The sequence below is a fragment of the Vibrio sp. 10N genome (assembly GCF_036245475.1).
Classification (GTDB): Bacteria; Pseudomonadota; Gammaproteobacteria; order Enterobacterales; family Vibrionaceae; genus Vibrio.
The window spans coordinates 2854179-2879145 of record NZ_BTPM01000001.1 but is presented as its reverse complement, the minus strand read 5'-3'; the positions used below and the strand labels follow the sequence as shown (position 1 = coordinate 2879145).

The window sequence follows — 24967 nt, the reverse complement described above, 5'->3', positions numbered from 1 at the left end:
ATTGATTGATATTAACTATACGCCATGCGAATAGTTGTAGTTGTCTTTTGTGCACAGATTCAATAGGCTGTATTCTTTGCTCTGGCGATCTGTCATAGTGCTTGGTTATGTATGTGCTCACTTTGCTCAACAAAAGTTATTAAAGATATAATTTATCTTTTTTTAGATGTGGGATAACCTATTGTTGTTTAAGGTTATTGTATTTTTTCCAATAAAATTTGATGATTCTTTATAAATCTACTTGGTGTTGAGTTAATTATTGGTGGATAGTTCGTTTCGTCCTCGAAGTATGCAGAGGATTAATAGAATGACGTAAGGTACCCCACAGACGATGAAGCTGTTCTCATTGTTCTGTCTTATTGGTTACCTACCTCCCAATAGTCGAGATTGAAATTACACGAGGCTTACTAAATGTTAGACAAAAAAGATGCTATGAGCGCAATCGCTAGTTACCGCATGGAAAGCACATTACGCGGCGTAGATCTAAACCTATTGACTGTATTCGACGCAGTGATGCAAGAGCAGAATATCACTCGCGCGGCACACAATTTAGGTATGTCGCAACCGGCAGTAAGTAACGCAGTAGCGCGTCTTAAAGTGATGTTCAACGATGAGCTGTTCATGCGTCAAGGTCGTGGTATTCAGCCAACTCAGCGTGCTCGTCAGCTATTTGGCCCTGTACGTCAAGCACTTCAGTTGATCCGCAACGAGCTACCAAGCTCAATCTTCACACCAGAGACTTCAACGCGTCTATTTAAGATGGCGATCTGTTCTCCTTGTGATATGCGTTTTGCACCGCGCATCATGCAAACTATCTCTGAGCAAGCACCGCACGTTCAGCTTCACCTAGATGCAGAAGCAGACCGTCAGCTAGCAGATCGCATGCGTTTCCAAGAAATCGACTTTGTTATCGATTACGCTCGTTACGACGCTCAAGGCTTCTCAAGCACTGAGATCTTCCAAGACGAATTGGTTGTCGTAGCAGCGAAAAACCACCCACGCATTCATGGTGCAGTAAGCACAGCACAACTCGCGAACGAAAAGCACGCCAAACTATCAAAAGTACACGGCGTTCGTAGCTTCTCAGAGCAAGCTTACCGCGATCTAGAGTGCCAAGCGTCTTACGAAGGTACTAGCCTAAGCAACGTACTGTACGTTGTTGGTCAATCTGAGCTTGTGACGATTGCGCCACGTTGGTTGGTTGAAAACGCAGTAAACAAAGATCAGCTTCAAGTTCTGACGCTACCAACAGAAAACAACAAGATCAGCGGCTTCCTAAGCTGGCACGAGTCTAGTGAAAAAGACAAAGGTCACATCTGGTTGCGTGATCAACTAATGGTTATCTGTGGCGAAGTGGTTGCTTTGTCATAATCCATTACAACTTAAGTAGAAAAGCCCTGAGTACTATGTGCTCAGGGCTTTTTTCATATTGTTCATAATCTTATTATCACTGGGCGGCAAAGCTGGTAGGAATTATTGATAACTTTGATGTCGGTCTGTTGCCTTTTTCGGCGGCAAAGGTACACTTGTGCGCTCAAAAAAGCTTACATGTGTAAGCTAAAAGGTAAGATAGAACATGGCTAATTTAGATTTCCATATCGTAACTAAGATTCGTGAACGAATCGCACAAGGTGGCGACAAGATCGCCTTACGACATAAAATCAACAATGTGTGGCAAGGGATTAGCTGGAAAGAGTTTGGCATCAGCGTGGATACGTTATCCTTAGCCCTACTCGGAAAAGGCATCCAACCGCAAGACAAAATCGGTATCATTTCCAACAACATGCCGAAATGGACCATTGCTGATTTAGCTGCGCTTCAAGTGCGCGCAGTGACTGTGCCAATTTACCCTACTAATACTCCAGCCCAAACCAGCTATATCGTACAAAACGCCGACGTCCGCATTCTCTTTGTTGGCGAGCAAGACCAATATGACGCGGCACTTTCCATCTATGAAGAATGTGAGCAGCTTGAGCTGATCGTCGCGATGAGCGAAGACATTGTTCTAGCCGACAATGAATTTTCTATGACTTGGCAGCAGTTTACTGCCGATGTCAGCAACGATAACCAGTCAGAGTTGGATGCGCGAATTGAGCAAGCCAACTACGACGATCTGCTGACGCTTATCTACACCTCCGGTACCACAGGTCAGCCGAAAGGGGTGATGCTCGACTACGCCAATATCGCGGCGCAGTTGCAAGGGCACGATGAAAGGTTGAGTCTTAGCGAAAGCGACGTCTCTTTGTGCTTCTTGCCACTTTCTCATGTCTTTGAACGTGCATGGACTTTCTATGTATTGTATCGAGGTGGCACTAACTGCTACTTGCAAGATACGATGCAAGTGCGTGATGCCTTGAGCGAAATTCGTCCTACCGTGATGAGTGCGGTACCGCGCTTCTATGAGAAGATTTTCTCGGCTATCCATGAGCGCGTATCCAAAGCCCCAGTTCATCGTAAGATCCTATTTACATGGGCGGTGAACATGGGAGCGAAAATGGCTCAGTGTCGCCAAGACAATGTGGAGCCATCGTTCTTACTTAAGAAGAGTTACGCACTTGCAGATAAGATCGTGCTTGGCAAACTGCGTGAGCTACTAGGCGGTCGCATTAACTTTATGCCATGTGGCGGTGCCAAGCTGGATGAAACCATAGGTCGTTTCTTCCAAGCGATTGGGATTAATGTCAAACTTGGCTACGGTATGACAGAAACCACCGCGACCGTATCGTGTTGGGATGATACCTGTTATAACCCTGGCTCCATTGGCATGCCGATGCCTGGCGCGGAAGTGAAGATTGGCGACAACAATGAGATCCTAGTACGCGGCCCCATGGTGATGCGTGGCTACTATAAACTGCCAGAAGAAACCGCGAAGACCTTTGATGCGGATGGCTTCTTGAAGACGGGCGATGCCGGCGAGTTTGATGCAGCAGGTAATTTATTTATTACTGACCGCATTAAAGAGCTGATGAAAACCTCGAATGGTAAGTACATTGCACCGCAAGCGATTGAAGGTGCGATTGGCAAGGATCATTATATCGAGCAGATCGCGGTGATTGCGGATACGCGTAAGTTTGTATCGGCACTGATTGTGCCATGCTTTGATACGCTTGAAGAGTATGCGAAAGAACTGAATATTGCTTACCAGGATCGCTTGGAGCTTATCAAGCACCACCAAGTGGTAGAGATGTTCGAAAAGCGCATCACTGATCTACAAAAAGAGCTGGCTAAGTTTGAGCAGGTGAAAAAGTTTAAACTGCTTCCGACTGGCTTCTCTATGGACAAAGGGGAGTTAACACCTACACAGAAACTGCGTCGCAAGGTGATTAATGACCGCTATCAAGATGAAATCGAAGAGATGTATCGCGATACGCCGAACAAGTAATCTGCTTTGATTGAACGAAAAGCCCCAAGCAAATGCTTGCAATGTAGATCAGATAAGGATCGGTTGACCGATCCTTCTGATGAGAGACAATCGGAAACCTGTTTATAGGTTTCCGATTTTTTTATGTCTATTCAAAACTTCTTTGCCGACTTCCTCGAAGAAAACCCTGTCGATGTAGCTCAGCTCACCACATTCTCTGAACATATTCCTGATGAGTGGGTCGCTAAAGCAGCCTCTCTGTCTGATAAAGCGACAATCCGTCGACGCCGACTACCGAGTGATATGGTTTTGTGGTTAATTGTTGGTATGGCTTTTTTCCGTAATGAACCCATTGCCGAAGTCGCACGGAGAATGAACGTCTGTGCTGATGGCCTTGCTGATGAAGAACTGTTGGCAAAGAGCGCTTTAACCCAAGCAAGACAGCGCTTAGGTAAAGCAGCACCAGAATGGCTGTTTAAGCAATGCGGAAAAACATGGGGGCTTGAGCGATACCCTGATGATACTTGGCAAGGCCTACAGGTTTTTGCTGTAGATGGTGCTCTTTTTAGAACAGCTGACACACCCGAATTAAGAGAACATTTTGGCTCTGGTAATACGTCTAGCAACAGGCAAACACCTCATCCAGTATTGAGGGTTGTGACAATGATGAATGTTCGCTCTCATGTCATCGTTGATGCAGCGATAAGCCCGTATCGCCGAGGTGAAATCCCTCTAGCGATGCCCTTCATCAACGCTTTACCAGACAACTCTGTGACATTACTGGATAAAGGGTTTTATGGAGCAGATTTACTACTTTCTCTTCACAACAGTGGAATAAATAGACATTGGCTTCTCCCTGCAAAGAAAGGAGTCAAATATACCCTACTGGACGATAAAGAAAGCAGTGACATGCTAGTAGAGATGAAGACCTCTCCACAGGCTCGTAAGAAGAACCCTAATCTTCCTGAGAAATGGACAGTCAGGGCGGTCACTTACGAGGTCCAAGGTAAATCCAAGACGGTGTTTACCTCTCTTCCTAGAGACAAGTATGACGCTCAATCCGTGGCAGAGCTTTATCATGAAAGGTGGGAGATAGAATTAGGTTATCGTGATATCAAGAGTTCGATGCAACATAACGCTTTAGTGTTGAGAAGCAAAACAGTCGATCTCGTCTATCAAGAGCTATGGGGACTGCTACTTGGTTATAACTTGGTGAGACGAGAAGCTAGTCAAGCCGCAGTTGAACACGGGCGCTTACCTAATGAAATAAGTTTTAAGTATGCTTGCCAATTTATAGCCAGCCAGCTCAAAGTGATGAGTAAAGCGGTATCCTTAGGTAACACGCCGAAACGCTTAAAGAGCCTTCGAGGCGACCTATCCATCCTCTTTATAGACAAACGCCCTAAGCCAAACCGGCCTAGGGCGGTAAAAATATCAAAAACCCGATACCCTGTTAATCGCAACGCTGCTCCTCTTAAATGAACTACGTTGCAAGCAAATGCTTGGGGCTTTTTTGTTGTTAGTTCGCTAGTTGTTGGCGTAAAGCAGTTCACTGTATCTGTCTAATGTATCCAGACGAATTTGCGCATTGGCTAAGAAGGTCTGCTTCGCTTTACCCGTCAGCGATTTAGATTGTGGTAGTTTGACCGTTCTTGGGTTCTTGTGAACCCCGTTGACCAAGAATTCATAGTGGAGGTGAGGACCGGTGACACGGCCTGTTCCGCCGAGTGTACCGACAGTTTGACCTTGTTTCACTCGCTGGCCAGTTCTTACCTTGCGTTTTTGTAGGTGCAAGTACTTGGTAATAAAGGTATTACTGTGCTTAATAAACACGTAGTTACCATTAAACTGGTTGTAACTGGATTTGATGACCGTACCGTCACCGGCAGCCCAAATTGGCGTACCAACTGGCGCGGCATAGTCAGTGCCGCGGTGGGCACGTACTTTACCTGTAACTGGATGACGTCGGTTCGGGTTGAAGTTGGAGGTCACGCGACGAAAATCCAAAGGCGCACGCAAAAAGGCCTTTTTCATTGCCCGACCATTTTCATCGTAATAGTTGCCCGTTTTATCATCAAAGATGGCGGTAAACGTATCATTTTGGTTTTTAAAGATAGCGGCGATGATCTTGCCGCGACCAATCACTTCGCCTTCGACCACCTTCTCTTGATACAGCAGCTTAAAGTAATCACCAGAGCGGATATCTAATGCAAAGTCGATATCCCAACCAAAGATACCGGCTAGCTCCATGATTTGGTTCGCGGTTAACCCTGCGCCAATTCCGGCATTCCAAAAGTTCGAGCTGATTTCGGCTTGCGCATAGTTGTATTGGTAGTCGACCTGTTTTTTGTCCCAGCTAGAGGCAAAGCCTTTATCGGTTTTAGTGATCTTAAACGTTTCGTAGTCATTGATGCGGCGCTTGACCTGGACAAAGTCACTATTCTCGTCGAAGCCAAAGGTCAGTTTGTCACCGGGACGTAGGCGCGATAGCTGTTTCTTAATATCATCATTGGTATAAATTAGCTCGTGAAGCAGGCGAGGGGAGAGCCCAAGACGCTGAAACAGAACAGCGGCACTCTCTCCAGAGCGCACCGTATGCTCTTCCCATTTTAATACCACGCTCGGGGATGCCGCATTACCTATTGGGAATGCATCGCTATCGATAGAGAGCGCGTAGTGTTTGCCAATTTCTAGTCGGTCGTTTCCATCATCAAGCTCTGAAATGTCAGGCAGAAACAGCGCAACGACGATAATGGCACTAAAAAAGGCGATGAGCGCGCGATGTAGCCAAGGCAAGCGCTTAAAAACAGAGACCATGAGCGTTTAATTCAACATTATTTTTGAAATTTCCTAAACCAAATAGTCTAACTGGTTTCAAAAAACATCGCTATTCAAGTAAGATGTCCAACTATTATATTTTTGCCAAATCTGTGGGAGTGAACAAGAATGGCGAACCTTGAAGCAGCGTTGGCTGAAATCAAACGCGGTGTCGACGAGCTAATTCCAGAAGAAGAACTGATTGCGAAGCTAAAAGAGAACCGTCCTCTTCGCATTAAACTGGGTGCTGATCCAACTGCGCCAGATATTCATCTGGGTCACACAGTTATCTTCAATAAGCTACGTGCTTTCCAGGATCTCGGTCACGACGTGACGTTCCTGATTGGTGATTTCACAGGTATGGTTGGTGACCCAACGGGTAAGAACACTACTCGCCCACCGCTAACTCGTGAAGACGTACTGCGTAACGCAGAAACGTATAAAGAGCAGGTATTCAAAATCCTAGACCCTGCAAAGACTAAGATTGCATTCAACTCTGAGTGGCTATCTGAGCTAGGTGCAGAAGGCATGATTCGCCTTGCTGCAAACCAAACTGTGGCTCGTATGCTTGAGCGTGATGACTTTAAAAAGCGTTACGGCAACAACCAGCCAATCGCAATCCACGAATTTATGTATCCACTGCTTCAAGGTTACGATTCAGTAGCGATGGAAACGGACGTAGAGCTTGGCGGTACTGACCAGAAGTTTAACTTGCTGATGGGGCGCGAACTGCAAAAAGCACACGGCCAGAAGCCACAAGTTATTCTGACCATGCCGCTGCTTGTTGGCCTAGATGGTGAGAAAAAGATGTCTAAGTCGGCGAATAACTATATCGGTATTAGCGAAGTACCATCAGAGATGTTCGGAAAAATCATGTCGATTTCCGACGATCTCATGTGGAACTACTACGACCTATTGTCATTCCGTCCGCTAGATGAAATTGCTCAGTTTAAGACTGACATCGAGAATGGTAAGAACCCTCGTGATGTTAAGATCTTACTTGCCAAAGAAATCATTGCTCGCTTCCACTCAGAAGCAGATGCTGACGCGGCGGAAAAAGAGTTCATCAACCGTTTCCAAAAAGGTGCGATGCCAGAAGAGATGCCTGAGTTCGATTTCGACGCGGGCCTTCCAATCGGTAATCTACTAAAAGAAGCCGGTCTTGTGAGTTCAACATCTGATGCTATGCGTATGATCCGCCAAGGTGCGGTGAAGATCGACGGCGAGAAGGTTGAAGATACTAAGCTAGTGCCAGCGGCAGGCCAAGCAGTTTACCAAGTAGGTAAACGTAAGTTTGCTCGTGTGACGTTGAAGTAACCTTCAATGGCGTGAAGTGCTTTGAAAACCTCCTTCGGGAGGTTTTTTTGTATCGGTTGATAGCCGATTCACAGGCATAAAAAAACAGACGCGGAAGCGTCTGTTTTTTAGTATTTGTTTACTTGGTGTCTCTAATTATAGAGACTCAGTAAAGGTACGAGCGATAACGTCACGTTGCTGTTCAGGCGTTAGTGAGTTGAAGCGTACTGCGTAACCAGAAACACGGATAGTTAGCTGTGGGTAGTTCTCTGGGTTAGCTACTGCGTCTTCAAGAGTTTCGCGCTTAAGAACGTTCACGTTTAGGTGCTGACCGCCTTCGATCTTTGGAGCAGCTTCGATGGCTACTTCACGGCTTTCGTACTCACCTAGGTCGCTAACAGCGATAACTTGGTCAGCTTCAAAACCAGCATTTGCTGCAACACAACGAGCTTCGTTTTTCTCGCCGTCGATCAGCCAGATTGAGTTTAGTAGATCGTCGTTTGCTGCTTTAGTAATTTGGATACCTTGAATCATCACTATCTCCTAATCCACTTTCAGAGTGGTAAACTTATGGTGTTAATTTTCAAATTTTGTTGAGCTGGTCTATATATAACCCGTTGTGGTTATTTTAGTATTGATTTAGATCAAATTACAACAAAAAACATTAAAAAGATTAGGGTTAATTTTTTGACCAAGGTCAATTAAACCTTTAAAAATGGTGTATCTAAATGATATTTTAAGTATTCAAATTTATTTGAACGCTCATTTTGTTGTAATAAAACTACAAAATGAGCCGATTTATTGCTATGGAAACCAAAAATCAACGATTTCCATAGCTAAAACTGAAAGTATAAGATCGCTAAATAACAGTTCTAAAAATGTGATCTCGATCGGGTGAAAGCAAGATGAATAAATTTATTGGGGCACACGTTTCTGCGGCGGGTGGTGTGGATAATGTGCCACAAAGAGCCCATGCTATTGGTGCCAATGCGTTTGCATTATTTACTAAAAATCAGCGTCAATGGGTGGCAAAGCCGCTTGATGAAAAAGTCATTCAAAACTTTAAAGCGGAATGTCAAAAATACGGCTTCCGAGCGGAACAAATTCTTCCGCATGATTCTTATTTGATTAACTTGGGCGCGCCAGAAGCAGAGAAACTGGAAAAGTCCCGAGCGGCGTTTATTGATGAAATGGAGCGCTGTCATCAGCTTGGTTTAACCTTACTTAATTTCCACCCTGGAAGTCACCTAAAGAAGATTTCCGAACAGGAGTGTCTTGACCGAATCGCTGAATCTATCAATTTAGCGCACAAGGCCGTCCCTGGAGTGATTGCGGTGATTGAAAATACAGCGGGACAAGGCACGAACCTAGGTTGGCGCTTTGAGCACTTGGCGCACATTATTGATAAGGTTGAAGACAAGTCGCGAGTGGGGGTATGTATTGATACGTGCCATACCTTTACGGCGGGTTATGATTTGCGAACAAAAGAGGCCTGTGAGGCGACATTTGCAGAGTTCGATCGTGTCGTTGGTATGCACTATTTGAGGGCTATGCACCTAAACGACTCAAAGATCCCGCTGGCAGGCAAAGTGGATCGCCATCAATCACTGGGTAAAGGTGAGATTGGTTGGGCTTGTTTTGAATATATTGCCAAAGACTCGAGGTTTGACTCTATCCCTCTGATTTTAGAGACAATAGAGCCCGAAATCTGGGCCGATGAAATCCAACAATTGAGACGTTTTGCCATAAATAAATAATTTCTCATTGTTGTATTACGCGTTTTGGCATCTTTCTTTCATACTGAGTTACATGCATGTTGCATAAATCTGTGACTCTATAAGGTAGGTGCCATTATGACTCGTCCAGCCGCTCCAAGACCAAGCACAACACGTTCAGCACGTTATCCAAGCCCAAACCGTCATATCCATTGTCACGGGCACTACCGAACACCCCAAATGAAGAATCAGCATCATTGAGTGTGCTCTTATCTAGGCTGCGGCTAAACGGTAGTGATGCACAACACCAAGTGATAGACTGACGCCCTGATTTAGCATCAAGGGCGCTTATATGACATCACTCACTTGGCAAGATTTTATTTCTACTGAACAGCAGCAAGATTATTTAGCGCGAACTTTGGCGTTTGTCGCCGCTGAACGTGCAGCAGGAAAAACGATCTATCCAGCTGATAGCGATGTATTCAGTGCATTTGAGGATACGCCATTTGATGAGGTGAACGTGGTGATCTTGGGACAAGATCCTTACCACGGGCCTGGTCAGGCACATGGTCTGTGCTTCTCGGTGTTACCCGGCGTCAAAACACCACCCTCGTTAGTCAATATCTATAAGGAGTTGGCACAAGAGTTTCCAAACTTTGTCATTCCAGATCATGGCTATTTGAAAAGCTGGGCGCAGCAAGGGGTGTTGCTTCTCAACACGGTACTGACTGTGGAGCAAGCTCAAGCGCACTCACACGCCAAACTGGGGTGGGAAACATTTACCGACAAAGTGATTGAAGCGCTCAATCAGGAGCGTGAAAATGTCATCTTCTTACTATGGGGCGCACACGCTCAAAAGAAAGGCAAGATGATTGATACCACCAAGCATCACGTACTCACAGCACCGCATCCGTCTCCACTGTCCGCCCGTCGAGGGTTCTTCGGCTGTGACCACTTCTCCATGACCAATCAGCTGCTTGAAAAGATGGGTCGCTCGCCAATTGATTGGCAACCTAGCTTAGATTAGCTTCAAAACCCAATTGGTGATTTTTCGAGCATCATCAAAACACGCTGCCTGATTCTCTTATACACTTATAAGGAGTATGGTTATGGGAGCAGGATTATGATGATCGAAAGGATTAGGCGCGAGCACGGCTACATGGTGCGATTGCTCGCGATTTTAAATCGAAAATTGCACTTACTCGAAAAAGAACAGCCTATCAATTACGAGGTGATCAAAGAGATCGTTGATTACTTGGCTAATCACTCAGAGAAAATCCACCACCCTAAAGAAGACATTCTTTACCACTACTTTGTCGATAAGTATGGGACGCAAGAGCAGATTGAAAACCTAGAGTCTGATCACCAAGCGCTATCTGAGAAAACACATTCGTTTTTGGATATTGTTGAGATGATCTTGCACGATGCGGTGGTACCGCAGGAGCTGTTTATTGGCCGTTTGTCCGAGTTTATTCAGGATCAGAAAAAGCACTTGGATTTAGAAGAGCAATCGGTATTGCCACTGATTGAAAAACGCTTTACCACTTCAGATTGGCAACACGTGGAGAGTCAGTGGACGGTTGAAGAAGACGACCCTGTATTTGGTGAGACCATCGCGGACCGCTACAAACAGCTTGCCGAACGGGTAAGACAGAATGATATGGAGAGTGTGTAGAGGATTAAAAAAGATAATTCCCTCATCAGAGGGAATTATCTTAGTAAGGGTCATCTCTATTCAACGCGCACCGCTTAGTGCGCTCGGCGCATCTGTTGTAGATACTGAAGCCAGTCCGCGCTTTGCGTGGTTGGCTTAAGTCGATGTGCTTTTTCGGCGACTTTGGTCGCTTTCGCGTAGTTTTTCATTCCGACGTAAGCGCGCACTTCAAGTAGCAAGCGCTCGTGCTCTGGCATGCCTTTTACTTTGCCGAGAGACGTTAATGCTTGTTTGAAATCACCCTGTTGCAGTTCAAGTCGCGATACTTCCTCATAGTATTTCCCATTCAGCCTTGCTGCTGCGAGCCAAGCCGTTTGTGCGTTTGTCCACTCGCGAGCCATTTGCCAATGTCTAGCTTGCTTGATGATGGTGTCGATATCGGTCTCTTTCACTTGTAAGTCAGCGTATGACTCTGCCGCTTTTTCGGGAATACCTTGTTGAGAGTAGAGCTGCGCTTTACTTAACTTCAAATTGTCAGGAACTTGAATCCCCGCTCGCTCTGCGGACACCAATGTCGCTAGCGCCAACTTGTACTGTTTGGTTTGCATGTACAATGAGCTAAGTTGCTGCCACCACATCACATTGTCAGGTTGCAGCGCGAGCAGCTTTTGAGTGGTTAGGATTGCACTTTTTAGATGGTTTAACTGCATTTCAGCGCTGAGCTGTAGGCTCAGCGGTTGCAGTTTTGGCGTGTTATCGAGCTGGTGGTATTGCTTAATTGCCGCAAGTAGTGACTTCCACTCTTGAAGTAGATAGTGAGCGCGAGTCTTGTTTAACCAAACACCTGTGATCTGCTGTTTAGACAGCTTTTCGTAAGAGTTTGCTGTCTTGGTCAAGTTGTTAAAGTGAACCAGCGCTTTGTCCGGCATATCTTCGGAGAGCATAAGCTCGGCAAGCATACGCTCGGTTTGCCAACCTTGTTCATCTTTAAACGCTTTTGTATCGACGGCGATTTGCAATTGCGTGATGGCTTTCTTTGGCTGCTCTGCTTGCCAGTAGTAGATGCCGAGCATGCGAGCTACATACGCCTTGTCAAAGCTCGCGTTAGGCTTCACTCCTTCTAGTAGCGAGATGGCTTCGTTGAGCTTTTCTTCTTGCTCTAGCTCGTAAGCTTTCGAGACCTGAGCTGCGGTGCGCATTCCAAGCTCTTGGTTTGCGAATGCGCTGCCAGTTAACACGCTAAGAGATAGGGCAAAGAGCGTTAATACACGTTTACTCATTGATTCAACTTAAACTCTAGTTTCACGGTCTGGCCAATACGAGGCGTTGCCTTACCATTGACGACCATAGGCTGATATTTCCACTGTTTTAACGCGACCATAGCCTCACGTTCAAACATGCGCTTAGGGTTGGCCTCAACCACTTCAATATCGGTTGGGCGACCTCGTTCATCGATGGTAAATGACATCACCACATAGCCCTGAATATTGCGTTGCAACGCGCGGCGCGGGTATCGCGGCTCTTTGCGATGCAGCGGCATGACTTGTTGGTTTTGACCAATATCAGGCACAGTAGGCGCGTTGAGCGATACCCCCGCCACCTGAGTCGATACCGAAATATTCGGCAGCTGGGGGGTGCTTGGGGTTTGAACGCTGGATACCTGAGAGCTTTGCTCAACCACCGCCGCGGAGGGCGGAGTGGATGGCATCTTTGGTGGCTCTGGCAGAGTACGCTGTCGTCTTGCGGTCTCACTGTCTGGTTCAACCATGACGAGGTCATAGCTCAATCTTGGCTTCTCATCTGGCTTAGATTTAGGGCCAATATCAATCATCCAACTCATAAACGAGAATAGGGCAAACGCGAGGGCGGCGGCCAACGGTATGCTCGCAAGTACTCGAAGCATCTATGGACTCTCCGTAGCCAGTGCAATCTTGGTAACGCCAGCGCCTTTAGCACTGTCCATGACTTCGACAACGGTACCATTGAAGGCATGTTTATCCGCTTGAATAACCATAGAGGCATTCGGCTGTTCTAGAAGCAGTTTCTCAATGGTCGCTTGCACTCGTTCAACATCTACGCGGCGTTTGTCGATATAAATGTCGTTCGACGACGTGATGGCAACAAAGATGCCGGCATCCTTTTGACTGACGGCATGGCTCGCCTGAGGGCGATTGACATCAACACCAGACTCGCGCACAAAGGAGCTCGTAACGATGAAGAAGATAAGCATAATAAAGACAATGTCGAGCATCGACGTCATATCGATGTTGGCTTCATCATTTTGTTTTCTACGGTGACCTAATCTCATTTTGAGTCTCCATCAGCTAGCTGACTGGTTTGGCGTTCACTACGCAGTAGCTGCTCAAGTTGAAGCAGGCTCTTGCTGCTCCATTTTTGAATACGGGAAAAGGCTAGCATGCCGGAAAGTGCGGCAACCATGCCCGCCATTGTCGGGATAGTCGCCATAGAGATACCAGCAGCCATCAATCTTGGCTGCGCACTGCCTTGCGCGGCAAGGGTATCAAACACGGTGATCATGCCGGTTACGGTGCCGAGCAGACCAAGCATCGGACAAAGGCTTAGTAGGCACTTCAGCAAGTTAATGTTCTGCTTGAGTTTGTTCTCTGCCTCGCTCAGCATGGCGTTGCGCTGTGACTGCGCATACCAAGAGTAGTGATCTTGGCGCATCGCCCATTTATCCACCCAAGTTTTTCTCTCTGAAGGGAATATCTTGGCGAAATAGATGACGCGTTCAACGGCCACTACCCAGAATATGAACACCACGGCGGCCAGCCACCAAAGTACTGGCCCACCTTGTGTCATAAACTGATTTAAGTGCTCGCTTCCTGGCAACCAACTAAAGAGGTTATGCGGCATACGCTTGCTTAGTCTCCATGGTTTGCGCTTCAGCTTGCTCAGCCACAAGACCCACACTCTGTCTTTCTAGAACGTTGCGGATCGCTTCTGCTTTTGAGCTCAATAAGTTGTGAGCAAGAAGCAGCGGCATTGCGGTAATCAAACCAAGAACCGTAGTCACAAGCGCCATTGAGATGCCGCCTGCCATCACTCTTGGCTCTGCGTTGCCAAACTGTGTGATGACCTGGAAGGTTTCAATCATGCCCGTTACCGTACCCAGTAGGCCAAGCATCGGAGCAAGTGCTGCGAGGAGTTTCAGCATGCTCAAACCGCGCTCAAGGTGCTGCTGTTCATCCATGATAGATTCAAGAAGTCGTAGCTCAAGCGCTTCCACGTGCAGTTTTTTCTCGCTGTTATAGACGCTGAGTACGCGACCCAATGGGTTATCGGTTGGCGTTTCTGGAGTCTTTAGCTGCTTCTTGATCTTCTGCTCTGTTGTGGTTAGAACCACAGCACGATACAGCGCGATGATCATACCAATGGCAAAGAGAGCAGCGATGATCTTACCGACGATGCCACCATGGGCAAAACGCTCGCCAAGGGTTGGGTTATCCGCAAGCTGCTTGTAGATGTCTCCGCGGCTTGGGTCGATAAGCGTTGCGGTTTGACCGGTAACGATGCCCGCTGTTTGTGCCGATGTCGGCACTTCTTTTGGTAGGCGAGGGAAATCGCTCGCTAGCTTACCGTTCCAGTCAACAGGGCCGTGCTCAGCAAGTAGTGCAAAGTTACCTAAACGAGTCGCGTTAATCGTGCTGATTTCACCAGCGCCGTTAACAAATGGCACTTTAACTTCAGCATAGGTCGCGCTAGAAGCGATTTGCGCTTGGTAGGCTTCCCAAAGGCCAGTCAGTTCTTGGATAGAAGGCAGTGTTTTTGCAGCAACAATGTTGTCAATCGCTTGAATTTGCGCTGACTGCTGCGTGTTTGCAACAGACTGCTCAAGTTCAACTTGCAGTTCCTTCGCTGATTGACGCACCACACCAAACAGTTCACCTAGGCTGCCGGTTTCCAGATGCAGTTTCTTTTGCTGCTCTGCCAAAGTACGCTCGTTTTCGGAAAACGTACTGCTTAAGGATTCAATGCTGGCTTCAAGTTCGGCTTTACGCTTTTCAAGCTGCGCTTTACGCGCCGCCAATGTTTGCTCTTCTTTCTTGAACTTCGCTTCACGTTCACCGTTGTGCGCGCGTTCTTGTTGCTGCGCCGTTTGCGCTTTGGATGTCAGTGAGTCGGCAGCAATACTAGGTTGGGATAAACCGAATGCAAGTAGTGCGGCGATAAATACGGTATTGCGCATTAGCTTGGATCCTTCTGTAGAGACACTGGAAGCTCAATCAGAGCAGGAGAGGCTTGTTTGTTGGCAATCGCAAACGCTTTGTCAATTTGTGGTGCCAAAGCGGCGTCGACAGCAACCCAACTATTTTGGTGGCTATCCCAAGTCCAATATTGGTTTCGGTCTAGGCTGCGAGCGACCAAGGATAGTCTACCGAGATACAGCTGCTCAGCTTCTATCTCACTGCCTACATTAATAAGAGAACGGTAGCTACCAAGTTTAATGCCGTAGTCCATTTCAATCTGATAAGCCTCAAGAATGCGGCGGTACTTCTCGGCATCGCTGACATCGGCTTGTGGCATGAGTGCTTTCAGCTCCTCAAGTCTTGCTAGGCGAACCTGTTGGCGGATCGGTTTATCGCTGGCAATGTGCTGCTCTAGACCGGCAAGCATTTGGTACATCAGTGGTACGACGCCCTGGCGAGTGTCACTGATTTGTTCAAGTTGAACATCGATGCTCGTCATCTCTTGTTGTTGATTACCCACCACATCTTTCAGGTGACGCTCATAAACCTCAAGGTTGGCGACTTCCTGCTCTAGCATGGCAATATCGGATTTCAGCTCAAAGGCTTTATCGCTGCTTTGGTTGATGCGAGCTTGGCTTTGCGCGCTTTGTGTGATGGTTTGAGCTTCGACATTGCGAGCTGTGTTGAGGTCATTTGCACTCGTGACACTGCTGATGGTCAGCAATGGAAGCGAGCACAAGGTGAGACGAAGAGCCGTCTTGTTCATTTCTATAGCCTTCTGCTGTTACTAGAAAGTACCGATAGTGTGTTGGGGTGACGTCGATAGCTTAGTGTGGTTATCGAACGCAACGAAGGCGTATTGTAGGGCAAGCGCAAAAAGAAATACAGGTTAAATGATATTGATATGAGTTATCATTTAACTTTCGTCAATTTGTTTTCCAGATCTCAAAAGGAAATATGGCCTGTTAAATAAAGAAAAGCCCTCTAAAAAGAGGGCTCAGACTGCTGACAAAGGTCTAGCTTTCAAGCTAGACCTTTGATCTAATAGGAGTATCGAAATATGGATACTCCGATATGCTTCAAAAACCTTCTCCTCAGCAATACGAACTCGAAATGGTAACCATGGAACAGCTCGTTCCACAGAATCATCTCGTTCGTAAAATTGATAATGCCATCGACTTCGAGTTCATCAGAGACGAAGTGGCACATCTATACTGCAAAGATAATGGCCGCCCACCCGTAGACCCTGTGCGTTTATTCAAAATCATTCTGCTTGGCTACCTATTCGGCATCAAAAGTGAGCGCCAACTGGTCAAAGAAATTGAAGTGAACGTCGCTTATCGTTGGTTCTTACGAATGTCACTGACCGAAAAAGTTATCCATGCTTCGACGTTAAGCCAGAACCGAATTCGACGCTTCAATGGTACTGACGTCTTTGAGCGCATCTTCAACAACATAGTGCTTCAAGCGATGGAGAAAGGCTTAGTCGCAGGACAGGAGCTCTTCACTGACAGTACACACCTTAAAGCCAATGCTAACAAGAACAAGCACATGAATCGTCTGCGTCCAGTTAGTGCAGGCGCTTATCTTGATATGCTGAATGAAGATGTGGCTGCAGACCGAGAATCTGAAGGTAAAAATCCATTCAAAGAGACGCCACCAAAGACAGACGTCAAAAACACTAAAGTCAGCACCACCGACCCTGAAAGTGGCTTTATGACACGAGACAATAAGCCTCAAGGCTTCTTCTATCTTGACCACCGAACCGTGGATGGTAAGCACGGTATCATCGTAGACACATACGCAACACCGGGGAATGTGAATGACTCACAGCCCTATATCCGTCGTCTCGATCACACACTAGAGCAGTTCAACCTCAATCCTATCGCAGTTGGTATCGATGCAGGTTACTTCACTGCGCCTGTTGCTGAATCACTCGAGCGCCGCAGTATATTAGGTGTGTTCGGGTATCGCCGCCCATCAAGAACTAAGAACAAATTTAAGAAGAAAGACTTCAAATACCAAAAAGAGACCGATACCTATCGCTGTCCAGAAGGGCAAGAACTTATCTATAAAACCACAACACGCGCAGGCTATCGCTCATACGCTTCAGACCCGAAACAATGTGCGTTTTGCCCCGTTCGGGACGACTGTACTAAGAGTGAAAATATGCAGAAGGTCATAACGCGTCACCTTTATAGTGAGACGGTGGAGCGAGCCAATCAAATGCGACTCTCTAGCTACGGAAAGAAGACGTATCGGAGGCGAAGTGAAACAGTAGAACGAAGCTTCGCCGATGCAAAACAACACCATGGCCACCGTTACGCGCGCTACCGCGGTCTCGCAAAAGTGCAAATGCAATGTTGGTTAGCCGCTGCCGCTCAAAACATCAAGAAGATAGCGTTGGTGGTGAGCTATCTGCGAAAAATGGGCCTAAATAAGGCAGAAATAAGTCAAATACTAGCCTCTGTATGCCGATTTAAGCCTTACTCACTTCAGAACGCTATCTAACAAAAAATATCGCGATCGCGGCCTACGGCCGCTCCGAAAAAAGAACCCCGCTTGAAAAAGCGGGGTTCGTCAGCAATCTGAGCCCTCTAAAAAGAGGGCTTTACATATCATCAGTGGCGACGTTTCAGGCTCGTCACCACCGAAAATTGGTATTCAATGTTGAGTGATAAGTTAGAGATCAACGTCGTCGATTGAAAAGTCCAGACCGATATCCATGTCGTTCAGTTCTTTTTGTAGGCGTTGTCTGTCTTTAATGGCCTCAATTTCTCGCCATTTTCTTTTGACAGGTTTCGAGCGAGCGGCGCGCCCTCTTGGTGCGTCTACTTCCGTAATCTCATCCAGTTCAAAGCCATCCATAAGCTACCTCACTTGTTTTGTTCTCCCTGCGGAGCCCTTTAAGTACCATATATTTATGCAGGCTAACTTTGATATGTTTCTCATTTGTTTCGAGACTATGAATGTTTTATGCCATTTTGAACTCAATCTCACATTTTTAGAGCTTAAATTCGAATAAAAAATGACCACTTGAATCACGAATTGCAAAAGAGTGACCTGGCGAGTTTTGTTAATACCGTGTGCTAATATGGATGAGGTGCAACGTTTGCGTGCTACGATAAGCATTCTCATTGCCCGATAATGCCCAAAAAGTACTCCGTTTGGTAAAATGGCGTTAATCCGTTGTGCTAACAAGGCTTGTACCATTTTTTCTTATCTCGACGTGTACGGAAGCTTATGCCTGTCGGTTGTTATGGATTTGATGCTGCTTTGGGGTAAAAAAGTGAAGCACTTGCTTTGCTTAGTGTTAACTTTTCGTGATTTTAAGGTGAAAAATAACAATCATATACCACTAGTTGCGTATTGCTTTTTCGTGAGCATGGCTGCAAAATCCGCTCCGTCAAAAAATACCCCGACTTGTATGCCGTTCTCAAGTGGTAAGAAATACAAGCTAAGTTGCCGTGAAAAAGAAAGAAATGAACAAAACTTCACGGATGGAGAAGACCATGGCGCTTAGGACGCACTCGGAAGTGCAGCTCGGACTCTAACTTTAAGTGAGGTTTAAAGTGACAGACGTTATTAATCTAATGAACGATCTACTTTGGGGATCGATTCTTGTTTACTTGCTCGTAGGTGTGGGGATTTACTTTACAGTACGCCTTGGGTTTATTCAGTTCCGCCATTTCGGTCACATGTTCAGTGTGCTGAAAAACAGCCGCAAAGCAGACACTGCTGGTATTTCATCTTTCCAAGCACTTTGTACCAGTCTTGCTGCTCGTGTGGGCACCGGTAACATGGCAGGTGTTGCTGTCGCACTAACGGCAGGTGGTCCCGGTGCTATCTTCTGGATGTGGCTAATTGCCATGCTGGGTATGGCGACTTCATTCGCAGAAAGTACGCTAGCACAGCTATACAAAACCAAAGATGACGACGGTAACTACCGTGGTGGTCCAGCTTACTATATGGAAAAAGGCCTAGGCATGCGCTGGATGGGCGTATTGTTCTCTATCTTCCTTATTATTGCTTTTGGTTTGGTGTTCAACGCGGTTCAAGCCAACGCGATTGCCAATGCGATGAATACCGCGTTCGGTTTTGATCCGATGATCGTGGGTGTAGTGATTGTTCTTATCTCTGCATTCGTTATCTTTGGTGGCGTACGTAAAATTGCGCGTACTGCGGAGCTTATCGTTCCAGTTATGGCGCTGGCGTACCTTGTTCTGGCATTTGTTGTTATGTTCATGAACATTGAAAAAGTGCCAGATGTGATTGCTTACATCTTTAAGAGCGCATTCGGCTTCCAAGAAGCCGCAGCGGGTGGCTTAGGTTATGCCATCGCTCAAGCGATGATCCAAGGTATTAAGCGTGGTTTGTTCTCGAATGAAGCCGGTATGGGTTCAGCGCCAAACGCAGCAGCATCAGCAACACCGTATCCTCCGCACCCTGCATCTCAAGGTTACGTACAAATGCTAGGTGTCTTTACCGATACTATCGTTATCTGTACAGCAACGGTGGCTATCATCCTAATGTCGGGTGAATACGTACCGCACAGTGAAATCACGGGCATCGAGCTGACTCAACGTGCATTGAGCTCTCAAGTTGGTGAATGGGGTGGTATATTTGTAGCGGTTGCGATCTTCTTCTTCGCGTTTACCTCTATCATTGCCAACTACTCGTACGCAGAAACGAACCTGATTTTCCTCGAGCATAACCATAAAGCGGGTCTTGGTCTGTTCCGTGTTATCGTACTAGGCATGGTGATGTTTGGCTCGGTGGCAACGCTGCCAATGGTTTGGGCGCTAGCGGATGTGTCGATGGGTCTGATGGCCATTGTTAACTTGATAGCGATCATCTTGTTGTCGGGCATCGTCATCAAGCTTGCCAAAGACTACAACCAACAGCTTAAAGCGGGTAAAGTACCAACCTTCGATGCCAATGATTACCCAGAGCTGAAATCTCAGCTTGAAGAGGGAATTTGGTATGATGAGAAGGAAGCGGCGAACAAGTAATCGCTTTTAACTATCTCAAAAATAGAAAAAGCCATGCACTATTTCATTGATGAAAGTGCGTGGCTTTTTTTATACTGAAGCAAACCAATATTAAAAGAGTAAAGTCATGCTTATCGTTGTTTCACCCGCTAAGACCCTAGATTACGAGTCGCCGCTCGCCACTGAGCGATTCACTCAACCAGAGTTGATTGAGCATTCTGCAGAGCTTATCAAGGAGTGCCGTAAGCTCACTCCGGCCGATGTCTCTGCTTTGATGAAGGTGAGCGATAAGATCGCTGGCTTGAATGTGGCTCGTTTTGAAGAGTGGTCACAAACGTTCACGACGGATAATGCTCGTCAGGCCATCCTCGCGTTTAAAGGCGATGTATACACAGGATTGGAAGCAGAAAGCTTGTCTGAGGATGACTTTGACTTTGCTCAGCAGCACTTACGCATGCTCTCTGGCCTTTATGGTCTACTCAAGCCATTGGACTTGATGCAGCCTTATCGTTTAGAGATGGGCACTAAGCTTGCCAACGAGCGTGGTACTAACCTGTACCAATTCTGGGGCGACATTATCACCAACAAGCTCAATGATGCACTTAATGCACAGGGTGACAATGTGCTGATCAACCTAGCGTCTAACGAGTACTTTAAAGCGGTTAAGCCAAAACAGCTGGATGGTAAGGTGATCACGCCAGTATTCAAAGATTGTAAGAATGGCCAATACAAGGTCATCAGCTTCTACGCCAAGAAAGCACGCGGCATGATGGCACGTTACATCATCGAGAACCGTATTGATTCGATTGAAAAACTGACAGCATTTGATGTGGCTGGTTACTACTTTGTTGAAGAAGAATCGACAGCGACGGAACTGGTGTTTAAGCGCGAAGAGCAGTGATTAGTGGAGTCGAGATAAAGCAGAAGTAACTAGCTAATGCTCGCGGTATATCTCGTCATACTCAAATTATACTTCGTTATCCTCACGCAAGTGAGGATCTCTGGCCGCGAGTGTCGCTCTCAAATTAAGTGAGTCACTTGCGGTGGAAGATCCCCTTTTTCAAGGGGATGACGCATATTAGGGACTACAACATACCTAGTTGTGTAGTTATTATTTGATAGAGCTATATCTAGAGTAGCGCGTTCGTTATTTCTTCTTAGCGCTTTTCTTTTTCTTCACCGCTTTTTTCTTGTCGTCTTTCTTGGGCTTTTTCTTCTTGAAGACTGGCTTTTTGTGCGTTGGGCGCATGCCGTCGATGAAGCGCTCTTTGATAGTCTCTTTTGTGTAGCGAGCGACGCGATCCATCATTGGTTGATCGTGTGCTTCTACAATAGAGATAGCGATGCCTTTTTTACCTGCGCGAGCAGTGCGACCAATGCGGTGCAGGTAGACGTCAGCACTGCGTGGCATGTCGTAGTTGATGACGTGAGAAACATCAGGCAAATCGATACCACGTGCGGCGATGTCAGTCGCGAGCAGAACGTTCACTTGGCCATCACGGAAACGGCTGATCGCGTTGTTACGACGATCTTGTAGCATTTCACCTTGAATCCACGAACATGGGATTTGTGCGCTATCTAGTTGCTGACGAAGCTCGCCTAGGCGTTCGCGCGTCTTTACAAACACGATAGTACGCTGAGCTTGCTCGGTCAGTATGTGTTTTAGCAAGTTCAGTTTGTGACTCGCATCATCGGCGCGGTGATACCACTGGGTGATCTTTTTGCGCTCGCGTGTTGATGGCTGTGCTTCGAGCTCTGCTGGGTTTTTCAAAAGATCAGCAGTGAACCCTTCTACGCCGCGACCTTCAAGCGTTGCTGAGAACAGCAGCGTTTGTTTACGCCAGCGACACTCCGCCGATAGGCGATCAACGGTTGGGCCGAAGCCCAAGTCTAGCATGCGGTCTGCTTCATCCAGTACTAACCATTCGATAGCACGGCAGTCAAAGCGCTCAGCTTCGATGTACTCCATCAAACGACCTGGTGTTGCTACCACGATATCTTGAGTCTCTGCCAGTGTTGCAGCGTGGGAGTCATACGTAACACCACCAGTAATAGTTGCAACTTTAAGGCGAGTGTACTTTGCGAGTGCAGTTGCTTGCTCTGCCACTTGCATCGCCAGTTCACGAGTTGGCGTTAGGATCAAAATACGTGCTGGACCTGCCTTCTTGCGAGGGAAGTCGAGCAGATATTGAATCGCTGGGATGGCAAAGGAAGCGGTTTTACCTGTTCCTGTTGGTGCAGAGGCAAGAATATCCCTTGCATCCAATGCTTGTGGAATAGCCTGAGCCTGGATGTCAGTTGGGCGGCTAAAGCCCATTTCGTCAATCGCTTCTAAAAGGACCGGATCTAGATCGAGTTCGGCAAAGGTTCTGATCACTATAGTGTCTCCACAAGACGTAGGTTAACCCTGAACAAAAAAACATCAAACAGGGAAAAAGTAGGGCGGCTATTATACTCAAACGAGCGCGCGGCGCACTTACATTTTAAGGTAAAAGCCGTTAGTTAGAGTAATAAAGTCCGCAGAATATCCACCAGTGTCGCCATGGATAACTAAATGCTCCTCTTTACACTCTTCAAATACCTTACTCAAGGTAAACAGCAGACGGTGACAAGACTTTTTAGGGGTGGTTTGTACTCGGCATAAGCGTGTTAAGAACCAACCTTGCTGTTTAGCCATTGCGATGAACTGCTCACCTTCCGGTGTTGGCAGGACAAAGCTGGCTTGTCCCTCTTCCGTGAGCAAATTATGGCAGCGCTGTAGCAATTGCTCATGCGCTAGGGTGTGAGTGTGTCTGGCAGTGGCCCGCTGGGCATTGTGCGAGACTTCGCCGCTATTGAAATAGGGTGGGTTGCAAATGATGCCCGTAAAACGCTCGCTAAAGCTCTGCTTTAGTACGTCTCCTTGAAGCAGTGTTAGACGTGCGCCCCATTCAGTGGCTGCAAAGTTGCGTTTGGCATCATTAATGGCCGTGCTGTCGATATCGATCGCAGTAATCGCAGCATGTTGAAAGCGCTGAGCACTCATCAAGGCTAAAAGGCCAGTACCGGTGCCGATATCAAGCAGTCGTTCGGCGTTGGTGTATTGTGCCCATGCACCGAGAAGTACCCCATCGGTGCTGACTGGCATCCCAGAGTGACCATCGAGAATTGTGAACTGCTTGAATTGAAAGCCTTTAGTTTTTGATGTGCTACTAGTCATAAGTTATGTTGTTAATCGTTTGATTTTGAGTGTTTGTCACTGTTGTTAAATTGTTGAGTAGTTATATGTTCTGAATGTAAGCGGTGTGTGTAGGAATATGATCGAGATAAAATATCACTTATTTAACTCAAACCAGTTAATCAAACTGCCTTTTATTCCATAAGGCAAATTTATGTGGTGTTTATATCTGTGTCTATTGCTTATCGACTGGTGATTCGTCATTATGCCCGCCTTATTTTACGAGGGAACCAAGATTCCTTCTACAGAAACACAACATAACAAGTAAGGGCATATCTGTGAAACAGACGTTAAAAACAACAGATATTATAGCAGTCGGCTTTATGCTGTTTGCGTTTTTCCTTGGTGCTGGCAACATCATCTTTCCACCACTAGCGGGTCAATTAGCAGGTGAGAATTTGCTCCCAGCGATGACCGGTTTTCTTCTCACTGCAGTAGGTCTTCCTCTTATTACCATTATTGCTGTTGCAGTGGCAGGGGGTTCTTGGGAGCACCTGACGAAAGATTTGCCAAAGAAAGCGGCGACGCTTATTGCGGTACTGATCTTTATTATTATAGGTCCTGCATTCGCTGCGCCTCGTACAGGTCTAGTAGCTTATGAAATGGCGGTTCGCCCGTTTTTCGCTGACGCAGCACAAATGCACTTAACCATTTTCTCTATTCTGTTTTTTGCGGTGGCGATGTCGTTTGCATGGTCGCAAGGCAAATTGATTGATGTTATCGGTAAGGTACTTACGCCAGTTCTGTTTGTCGGTCTTATTATTCTCGCTGGTGCGGTCTTTATCGACCCACAAGGTGAAATGATTACCCCAATCGGTGAATACCTGAGTCAGCCATTGACGAAAGGCTTCCTTGAAGGTTACAACACCATGGATACCTTCGGTTCCTTGATGTTTGGCATGTTGATTGTGGATGCACTGCGTAAAAAAGGCATTACTGAGCAAGCAGCAACGACTAAGTACCTAATTAGCGCGGCATTTATTGCAGCAGCGGGTCTTGCATTTGTCTACATCTCACTGTTCTACCTGGGTGCGACGAGCGCAACGGTTGCAGCGGGTGCAGACAATGGCGGTGCTATCTTAAGCCAATACGTACAGGCGTTGTTTGGTCCATACGGTCAAATCGTACTTTCTGTGATTGTATTGCTAGCGTGTTTGACGACCGCTATCGGTCTGATCTCAGCGTGTTCTGATTACTTCAGTTCACTAACTTCTATCAGCTACCAGAAATGGGTTGTGATCATTGGTGTTGCATGTGCTGTCGTCGCAAACGTTGGTTTGGCGCAGCTTATCTCGCTATCAGTTCCAGTACTGTTTGCACTGTACCCAGTGGCGATTGCACTAGTCGCTTTGACATTTACTCGTAAGTACCTAGCGAACCCGAAACTCGCTTACCGCGTGGTTATCTTAGTATCACTAGCTTTTGCCATGATCGATGCTGCGAAAGTTGCAGGTATTGATGTATCTGCATTCAACGCACTGCCGCTGTTCAGCGTGGGCATGGGTTGGGTAATGCCAACGTTTGTTGCAATTGTCTGCATGTGCTTCATTGGTCGCAGCGACCAAAGCCTAGAGCAAGAAGCGGCTTAGTAGAGCATGCTAATAGAAAAAGTCTGCCAGTAAGACTTCAAAAGAACGAAAAACGGCGCCTTAATAGGCGCCGTTTGTTTAGGGCTTTTTACTCTGTCAGTATCAAATCTGTCAGC

The 24967-nt window shown here is 46.6% G+C and carries 22 protein-coding genes; 11 read left to right on the top strand and 11 right to left on the bottom strand.

Annotated features, from left to right (window positions below; translation table 11 throughout):
• The first annotated feature begins 411 nt into the window (after positions 1–411).
• The 3 genes from leuO to AAA946_RS13395 all read left to right on the top strand — a co-directional run bounded on the left by leuO (position 412) and on the right by AAA946_RS13395 (position 4843).
• Positions 412–1371 (top strand): transcriptional regulator LeuO, encoded by a 960-nt coding sequence (gene leuO / locus AAA946_RS13405; RefSeq protein WP_042496454.1) that lies wholly within the window; start codon positions 412–414, stop codon positions 1369–1371.
• Between the two features lie 205 nt (positions 1372–1576).
• Entirely contained in the window at positions 1577–3382 is a 1806-nt protein-coding gene (locus AAA946_RS13400) for an AMP-dependent synthetase/ligase (RefSeq protein WP_338165293.1), read from the top strand.
• A 123-nt stretch (positions 3383–3505) separates the two neighbouring features.
• Entirely contained in the window at positions 3506–4843 is a 1338-nt protein-coding gene (locus tag AAA946_RS13395) for an IS4 family transposase (RefSeq protein ID WP_338163367.1), read from the top strand.
• 45 nt (positions 4844–4888) lie between these two features.
• Here the strand turns inward: AAA946_RS13395 and AAA946_RS13390 are convergent, their stop codons facing one another.
• Positions 4889–6178, bottom strand: a complete 1290-nt coding sequence (locus AAA946_RS13390; RefSeq protein WP_338165292.1) for a peptidoglycan DD-metalloendopeptidase family protein — start codon at positions 6176–6178, stop codon at positions 4889–4891.
• 129 nt (positions 6179–6307) lie between these two features.
• Here AAA946_RS13390 and tyrS point away from each other — a divergent pair, with 129 nt between their 5' ends.
• Positions 6308–7495, top strand: a complete 1188-nt coding sequence (gene tyrS, locus AAA946_RS13385; RefSeq protein ID WP_338165291.1) for a tyrosine--tRNA ligase — start codon at positions 6308–6310, stop codon at positions 7493–7495.
• A 135-nt stretch (positions 7496–7630) separates the two neighbouring features.
• Here tyrS and grcA read toward each other — a convergent pair whose 3' ends face one another.
• Positions 7631–8008: an autonomous glycyl radical cofactor GrcA gene (gene grcA, locus AAA946_RS13380; RefSeq protein WP_112459559.1), complete on the bottom strand. Its 378-nt coding sequence runs from the start codon at positions 8006–8008 to the stop codon at positions 7631–7633.
• A gap of 371 nt (positions 8009–8379) precedes the next feature.
• On the opposite strand from grcA, the gene nfo reads away from it, so the two are divergent.
• The 3 genes from nfo (at position 8380) to AAA946_RS13365 (ending at position 10864) form a co-directional block, all read left to right on the top strand.
• The gene (nfo, locus tag AAA946_RS13375) at positions 8380–9231 is read left to right on the top strand and encodes a deoxyribonuclease IV (protein ID WP_338165290.1); all 852 of its coding nucleotides are present in this window, start codon (positions 8380–8382) and stop codon (positions 9229–9231) included.
• A gap of 310 nt (positions 9232–9541) precedes the next feature.
• Positions 9542–10216 carry a uracil-DNA glycosylase gene (ung, locus tag AAA946_RS13370; protein WP_338165289.1) on the top strand — a complete coding sequence of 225 codons (675 nt, stop codon included), beginning with the start codon at positions 9542–9544 and terminating at the stop codon, positions 10214–10216.
• 96 nt (positions 10217–10312) lie between these two features.
• Complete coding sequence (locus tag AAA946_RS13365) at positions 10313–10864, top strand: hemerythrin domain-containing protein (RefSeq protein ID WP_338165288.1); 552 nt, start codon at positions 10313–10315, stop codon at positions 10862–10864.
• A 74-nt stretch (positions 10865–10938) separates the two neighbouring features.
• Here the strand turns inward: AAA946_RS13365 and AAA946_RS13360 are convergent, their stop codons facing one another.
• Genes AAA946_RS13360 through AAA946_RS13335 form a run of 6 tightly spaced genes read right to left on the bottom strand, consistent with a single transcriptional unit; the run spans position 10939 to position 15820 of the window.
• Entirely contained in the window at positions 10939–12123 is a 1185-nt protein-coding gene (locus AAA946_RS13360) for a tetratricopeptide repeat protein (protein ID WP_338165287.1), read from the bottom strand.
• Positions 12120–12746, bottom strand: a complete 627-nt coding sequence (locus tag AAA946_RS13355; protein ID WP_338165286.1) for an energy transducer TonB — start codon at positions 12744–12746, stop codon at positions 12120–12122. Before AAA946_RS13355 ends, AAA946_RS13360 begins: the two co-directional genes overlap by 4 nt.
• Entirely contained in the window at positions 12747–13151 is a 405-nt protein-coding gene (locus tag AAA946_RS13350) for an ExbD/TolR family protein (RefSeq protein WP_042496473.1), read from the bottom strand.
• Positions 13148–13720 (bottom strand): MotA/TolQ/ExbB proton channel family protein, encoded by a 573-nt coding sequence (locus AAA946_RS13345; protein WP_338165285.1) that lies wholly within the window; start codon positions 13718–13720, stop codon positions 13148–13150. Before AAA946_RS13345 ends, AAA946_RS13350 begins: the two co-directional genes overlap by 4 nt.
• On the bottom strand, positions 13710–15053 hold the full coding sequence (locus AAA946_RS13340) for a MotA/TolQ/ExbB proton channel family protein (RefSeq protein ID WP_338165284.1): 1344 nt from the start codon (positions 15051–15053) through the stop codon (positions 13710–13712). The genes AAA946_RS13345 and AAA946_RS13340 overlap by 11 nt, the downstream gene beginning before the upstream one ends.
• Complete coding sequence (locus AAA946_RS13335) at positions 15053–15820, bottom strand: DUF3450 domain-containing protein (protein ID WP_338165283.1); 768 nt, start codon at positions 15818–15820, stop codon at positions 15053–15055. The genes AAA946_RS13340 and AAA946_RS13335 overlap by 1 nt, the downstream gene beginning before the upstream one ends.
• Before the next feature lie 308 nt (positions 15821–16128).
• On the opposite strand from AAA946_RS13335, the gene AAA946_RS13330 reads away from it, so the two are divergent.
• A complete protein-coding gene (locus tag AAA946_RS13330; protein WP_338163447.1) occupies positions 16129–17565 on the top strand; it encodes an IS1182 family transposase in 1437 nt (478 codons plus the stop codon).
• A gap of 171 nt (positions 17566–17736) precedes the next feature.
• On the opposite strand, the gene AAA946_RS13325 is transcribed toward AAA946_RS13330, so the two are convergent.
• Positions 17737–17922: a DUF3545 family protein gene (locus AAA946_RS13325; RefSeq protein WP_112459568.1), complete on the bottom strand. Its 186-nt coding sequence runs from the start codon at positions 17920–17922 to the stop codon at positions 17737–17739.
• 704 nt (positions 17923–18626) lie between these two features.
• Here AAA946_RS13325 and AAA946_RS13320 point away from each other — a divergent pair.
• On the top strand, positions 18627–20066 hold the full coding sequence (locus tag AAA946_RS13320) for an alanine/glycine:cation symporter family protein (RefSeq protein ID WP_338165282.1): 1440 nt from the start codon (positions 18627–18629) through the stop codon (positions 20064–20066).
• A gap of 106 nt (positions 20067–20172) precedes the next feature.
• Positions 20173–20946 (top strand): peroxide stress protein YaaA, encoded by a 774-nt coding sequence (gene yaaA / locus AAA946_RS13315; protein ID WP_338165281.1) that lies wholly within the window; start codon positions 20173–20175, stop codon positions 20944–20946.
• 246 nt (positions 20947–21192) lie between these two features.
• Here the strand turns inward: yaaA and srmB are convergent, their stop codons facing one another.
• Positions 21193–22422 (bottom strand): ATP-dependent RNA helicase SrmB, encoded by a 1230-nt coding sequence (srmB, locus tag AAA946_RS13310; protein WP_338165280.1) that lies wholly within the window; start codon positions 22420–22422, stop codon positions 21193–21195.
• A gap of 99 nt (positions 22423–22521) precedes the next feature.
• Entirely contained in the window at positions 22522–23244 is a 723-nt protein-coding gene (locus AAA946_RS13305; protein WP_338165279.1) for a tRNA1(Val) (adenine(37)-N6)-methyltransferase, read from the bottom strand.
• Positions 23245–23540: 296 nt separating this feature from the next.
• Between AAA946_RS13305 and brnQ the strand changes: the two genes are divergently transcribed.
• Complete coding sequence (gene brnQ / locus AAA946_RS13300; protein WP_338165278.1) at positions 23541–24851, top strand: branched-chain amino acid transport system II carrier protein; 1311 nt, start codon at positions 23541–23543, stop codon at positions 24849–24851.
• The last annotated feature ends 116 nt before the right edge of the window (positions 24852–24967 follow it).

Excerpts from the sequence above, each read along its gene's own strand:
- leuO (WP_042496454.1), top strand. The coding sequence starts at position 412 with ATGTTAGACAAAAAAGATGCTATGAGCGCAATCGCTAGTTACCGCATG.
- AAA946_RS13400 (WP_338165293.1), top strand. The coding sequence starts at position 1,577 with ATGGCTAATTTAGATTTCCATATCGTAACTAAGATTCGTGAACGAATC.
- AAA946_RS13395 (WP_338163367.1), top strand. The coding sequence starts at position 3,506 with ATGTCTATTCAAAACTTCTTTGCCGACTTCCTCGAAGAAAACCCTGTC.
- AAA946_RS13390 (WP_338165292.1), bottom strand. The coding sequence starts at position 6,178 with ATGGTCTCTGTTTTTAAGCGCTTGCCTTGGCTACATCGCGCGCTCATC.
- tyrS (WP_338165291.1), top strand. The coding sequence starts at position 6,308 with ATGGCGAACCTTGAAGCAGCGTTGGCTGAAATCAAACGCGGTGTCGAC.
- grcA (WP_112459559.1), bottom strand. The coding sequence starts at position 8,008 with ATGATTCAAGGTATCCAAATTACTAAAGCAGCAAACGACGATCTACTA.
- nfo (WP_338165290.1), top strand. The coding sequence starts at position 8,380 with ATGAATAAATTTATTGGGGCACACGTTTCTGCGGCGGGTGGTGTGGAT.
- ung (WP_338165289.1), top strand. The coding sequence starts at position 9,542 with ATGACATCACTCACTTGGCAAGATTTTATTTCTACTGAACAGCAGCAA.
- AAA946_RS13365 (WP_338165288.1), top strand. The coding sequence starts at position 10,313 with ATGATGATCGAAAGGATTAGGCGCGAGCACGGCTACATGGTGCGATTG.
- AAA946_RS13360 (WP_338165287.1), bottom strand. The coding sequence starts at position 12,123 with ATGAGTAAACGTGTATTAACGCTCTTTGCCCTATCTCTTAGCGTGTTA.
- AAA946_RS13355 (WP_338165286.1), bottom strand. The coding sequence starts at position 12,746 with ATGCTTCGAGTACTTGCGAGCATACCGTTGGCCGCCGCCCTCGCGTTT.
- AAA946_RS13350 (WP_042496473.1), bottom strand. The coding sequence starts at position 13,151 with ATGAGATTAGGTCACCGTAGAAAACAAAATGATGAAGCCAACATCGAT.
- AAA946_RS13345 (WP_338165285.1), bottom strand. The coding sequence starts at position 13,720 with ATGCCGCATAACCTCTTTAGTTGGTTGCCAGGAAGCGAGCACTTAAAT.
- AAA946_RS13340 (WP_338165284.1), bottom strand. The coding sequence starts at position 15,053 with ATGCGCAATACCGTATTTATCGCCGCACTACTTGCATTCGGTTTATCC.
- AAA946_RS13335 (WP_338165283.1), bottom strand. The coding sequence starts at position 15,820 with ATGAACAAGACGGCTCTTCGTCTCACCTTGTGCTCGCTTCCATTGCTG.
- AAA946_RS13330 (WP_338163447.1), top strand. The coding sequence starts at position 16,129 with ATGCTTCAAAAACCTTCTCCTCAGCAATACGAACTCGAAATGGTAACC.
- AAA946_RS13325 (WP_112459568.1), bottom strand. The coding sequence starts at position 17,922 with ATGGATGGCTTTGAACTGGATGAGATTACGGAAGTAGACGCACCAAGA.
- yaaA (WP_338165281.1), top strand. The coding sequence starts at position 20,173 with ATGCTTATCGTTGTTTCACCCGCTAAGACCCTAGATTACGAGTCGCCG.
- AAA946_RS13305 (WP_338165279.1), bottom strand. The coding sequence starts at position 23,244 with ATGACTAGTAGCACATCAAAAACTAAAGGCTTTCAATTCAAGCAGTTC.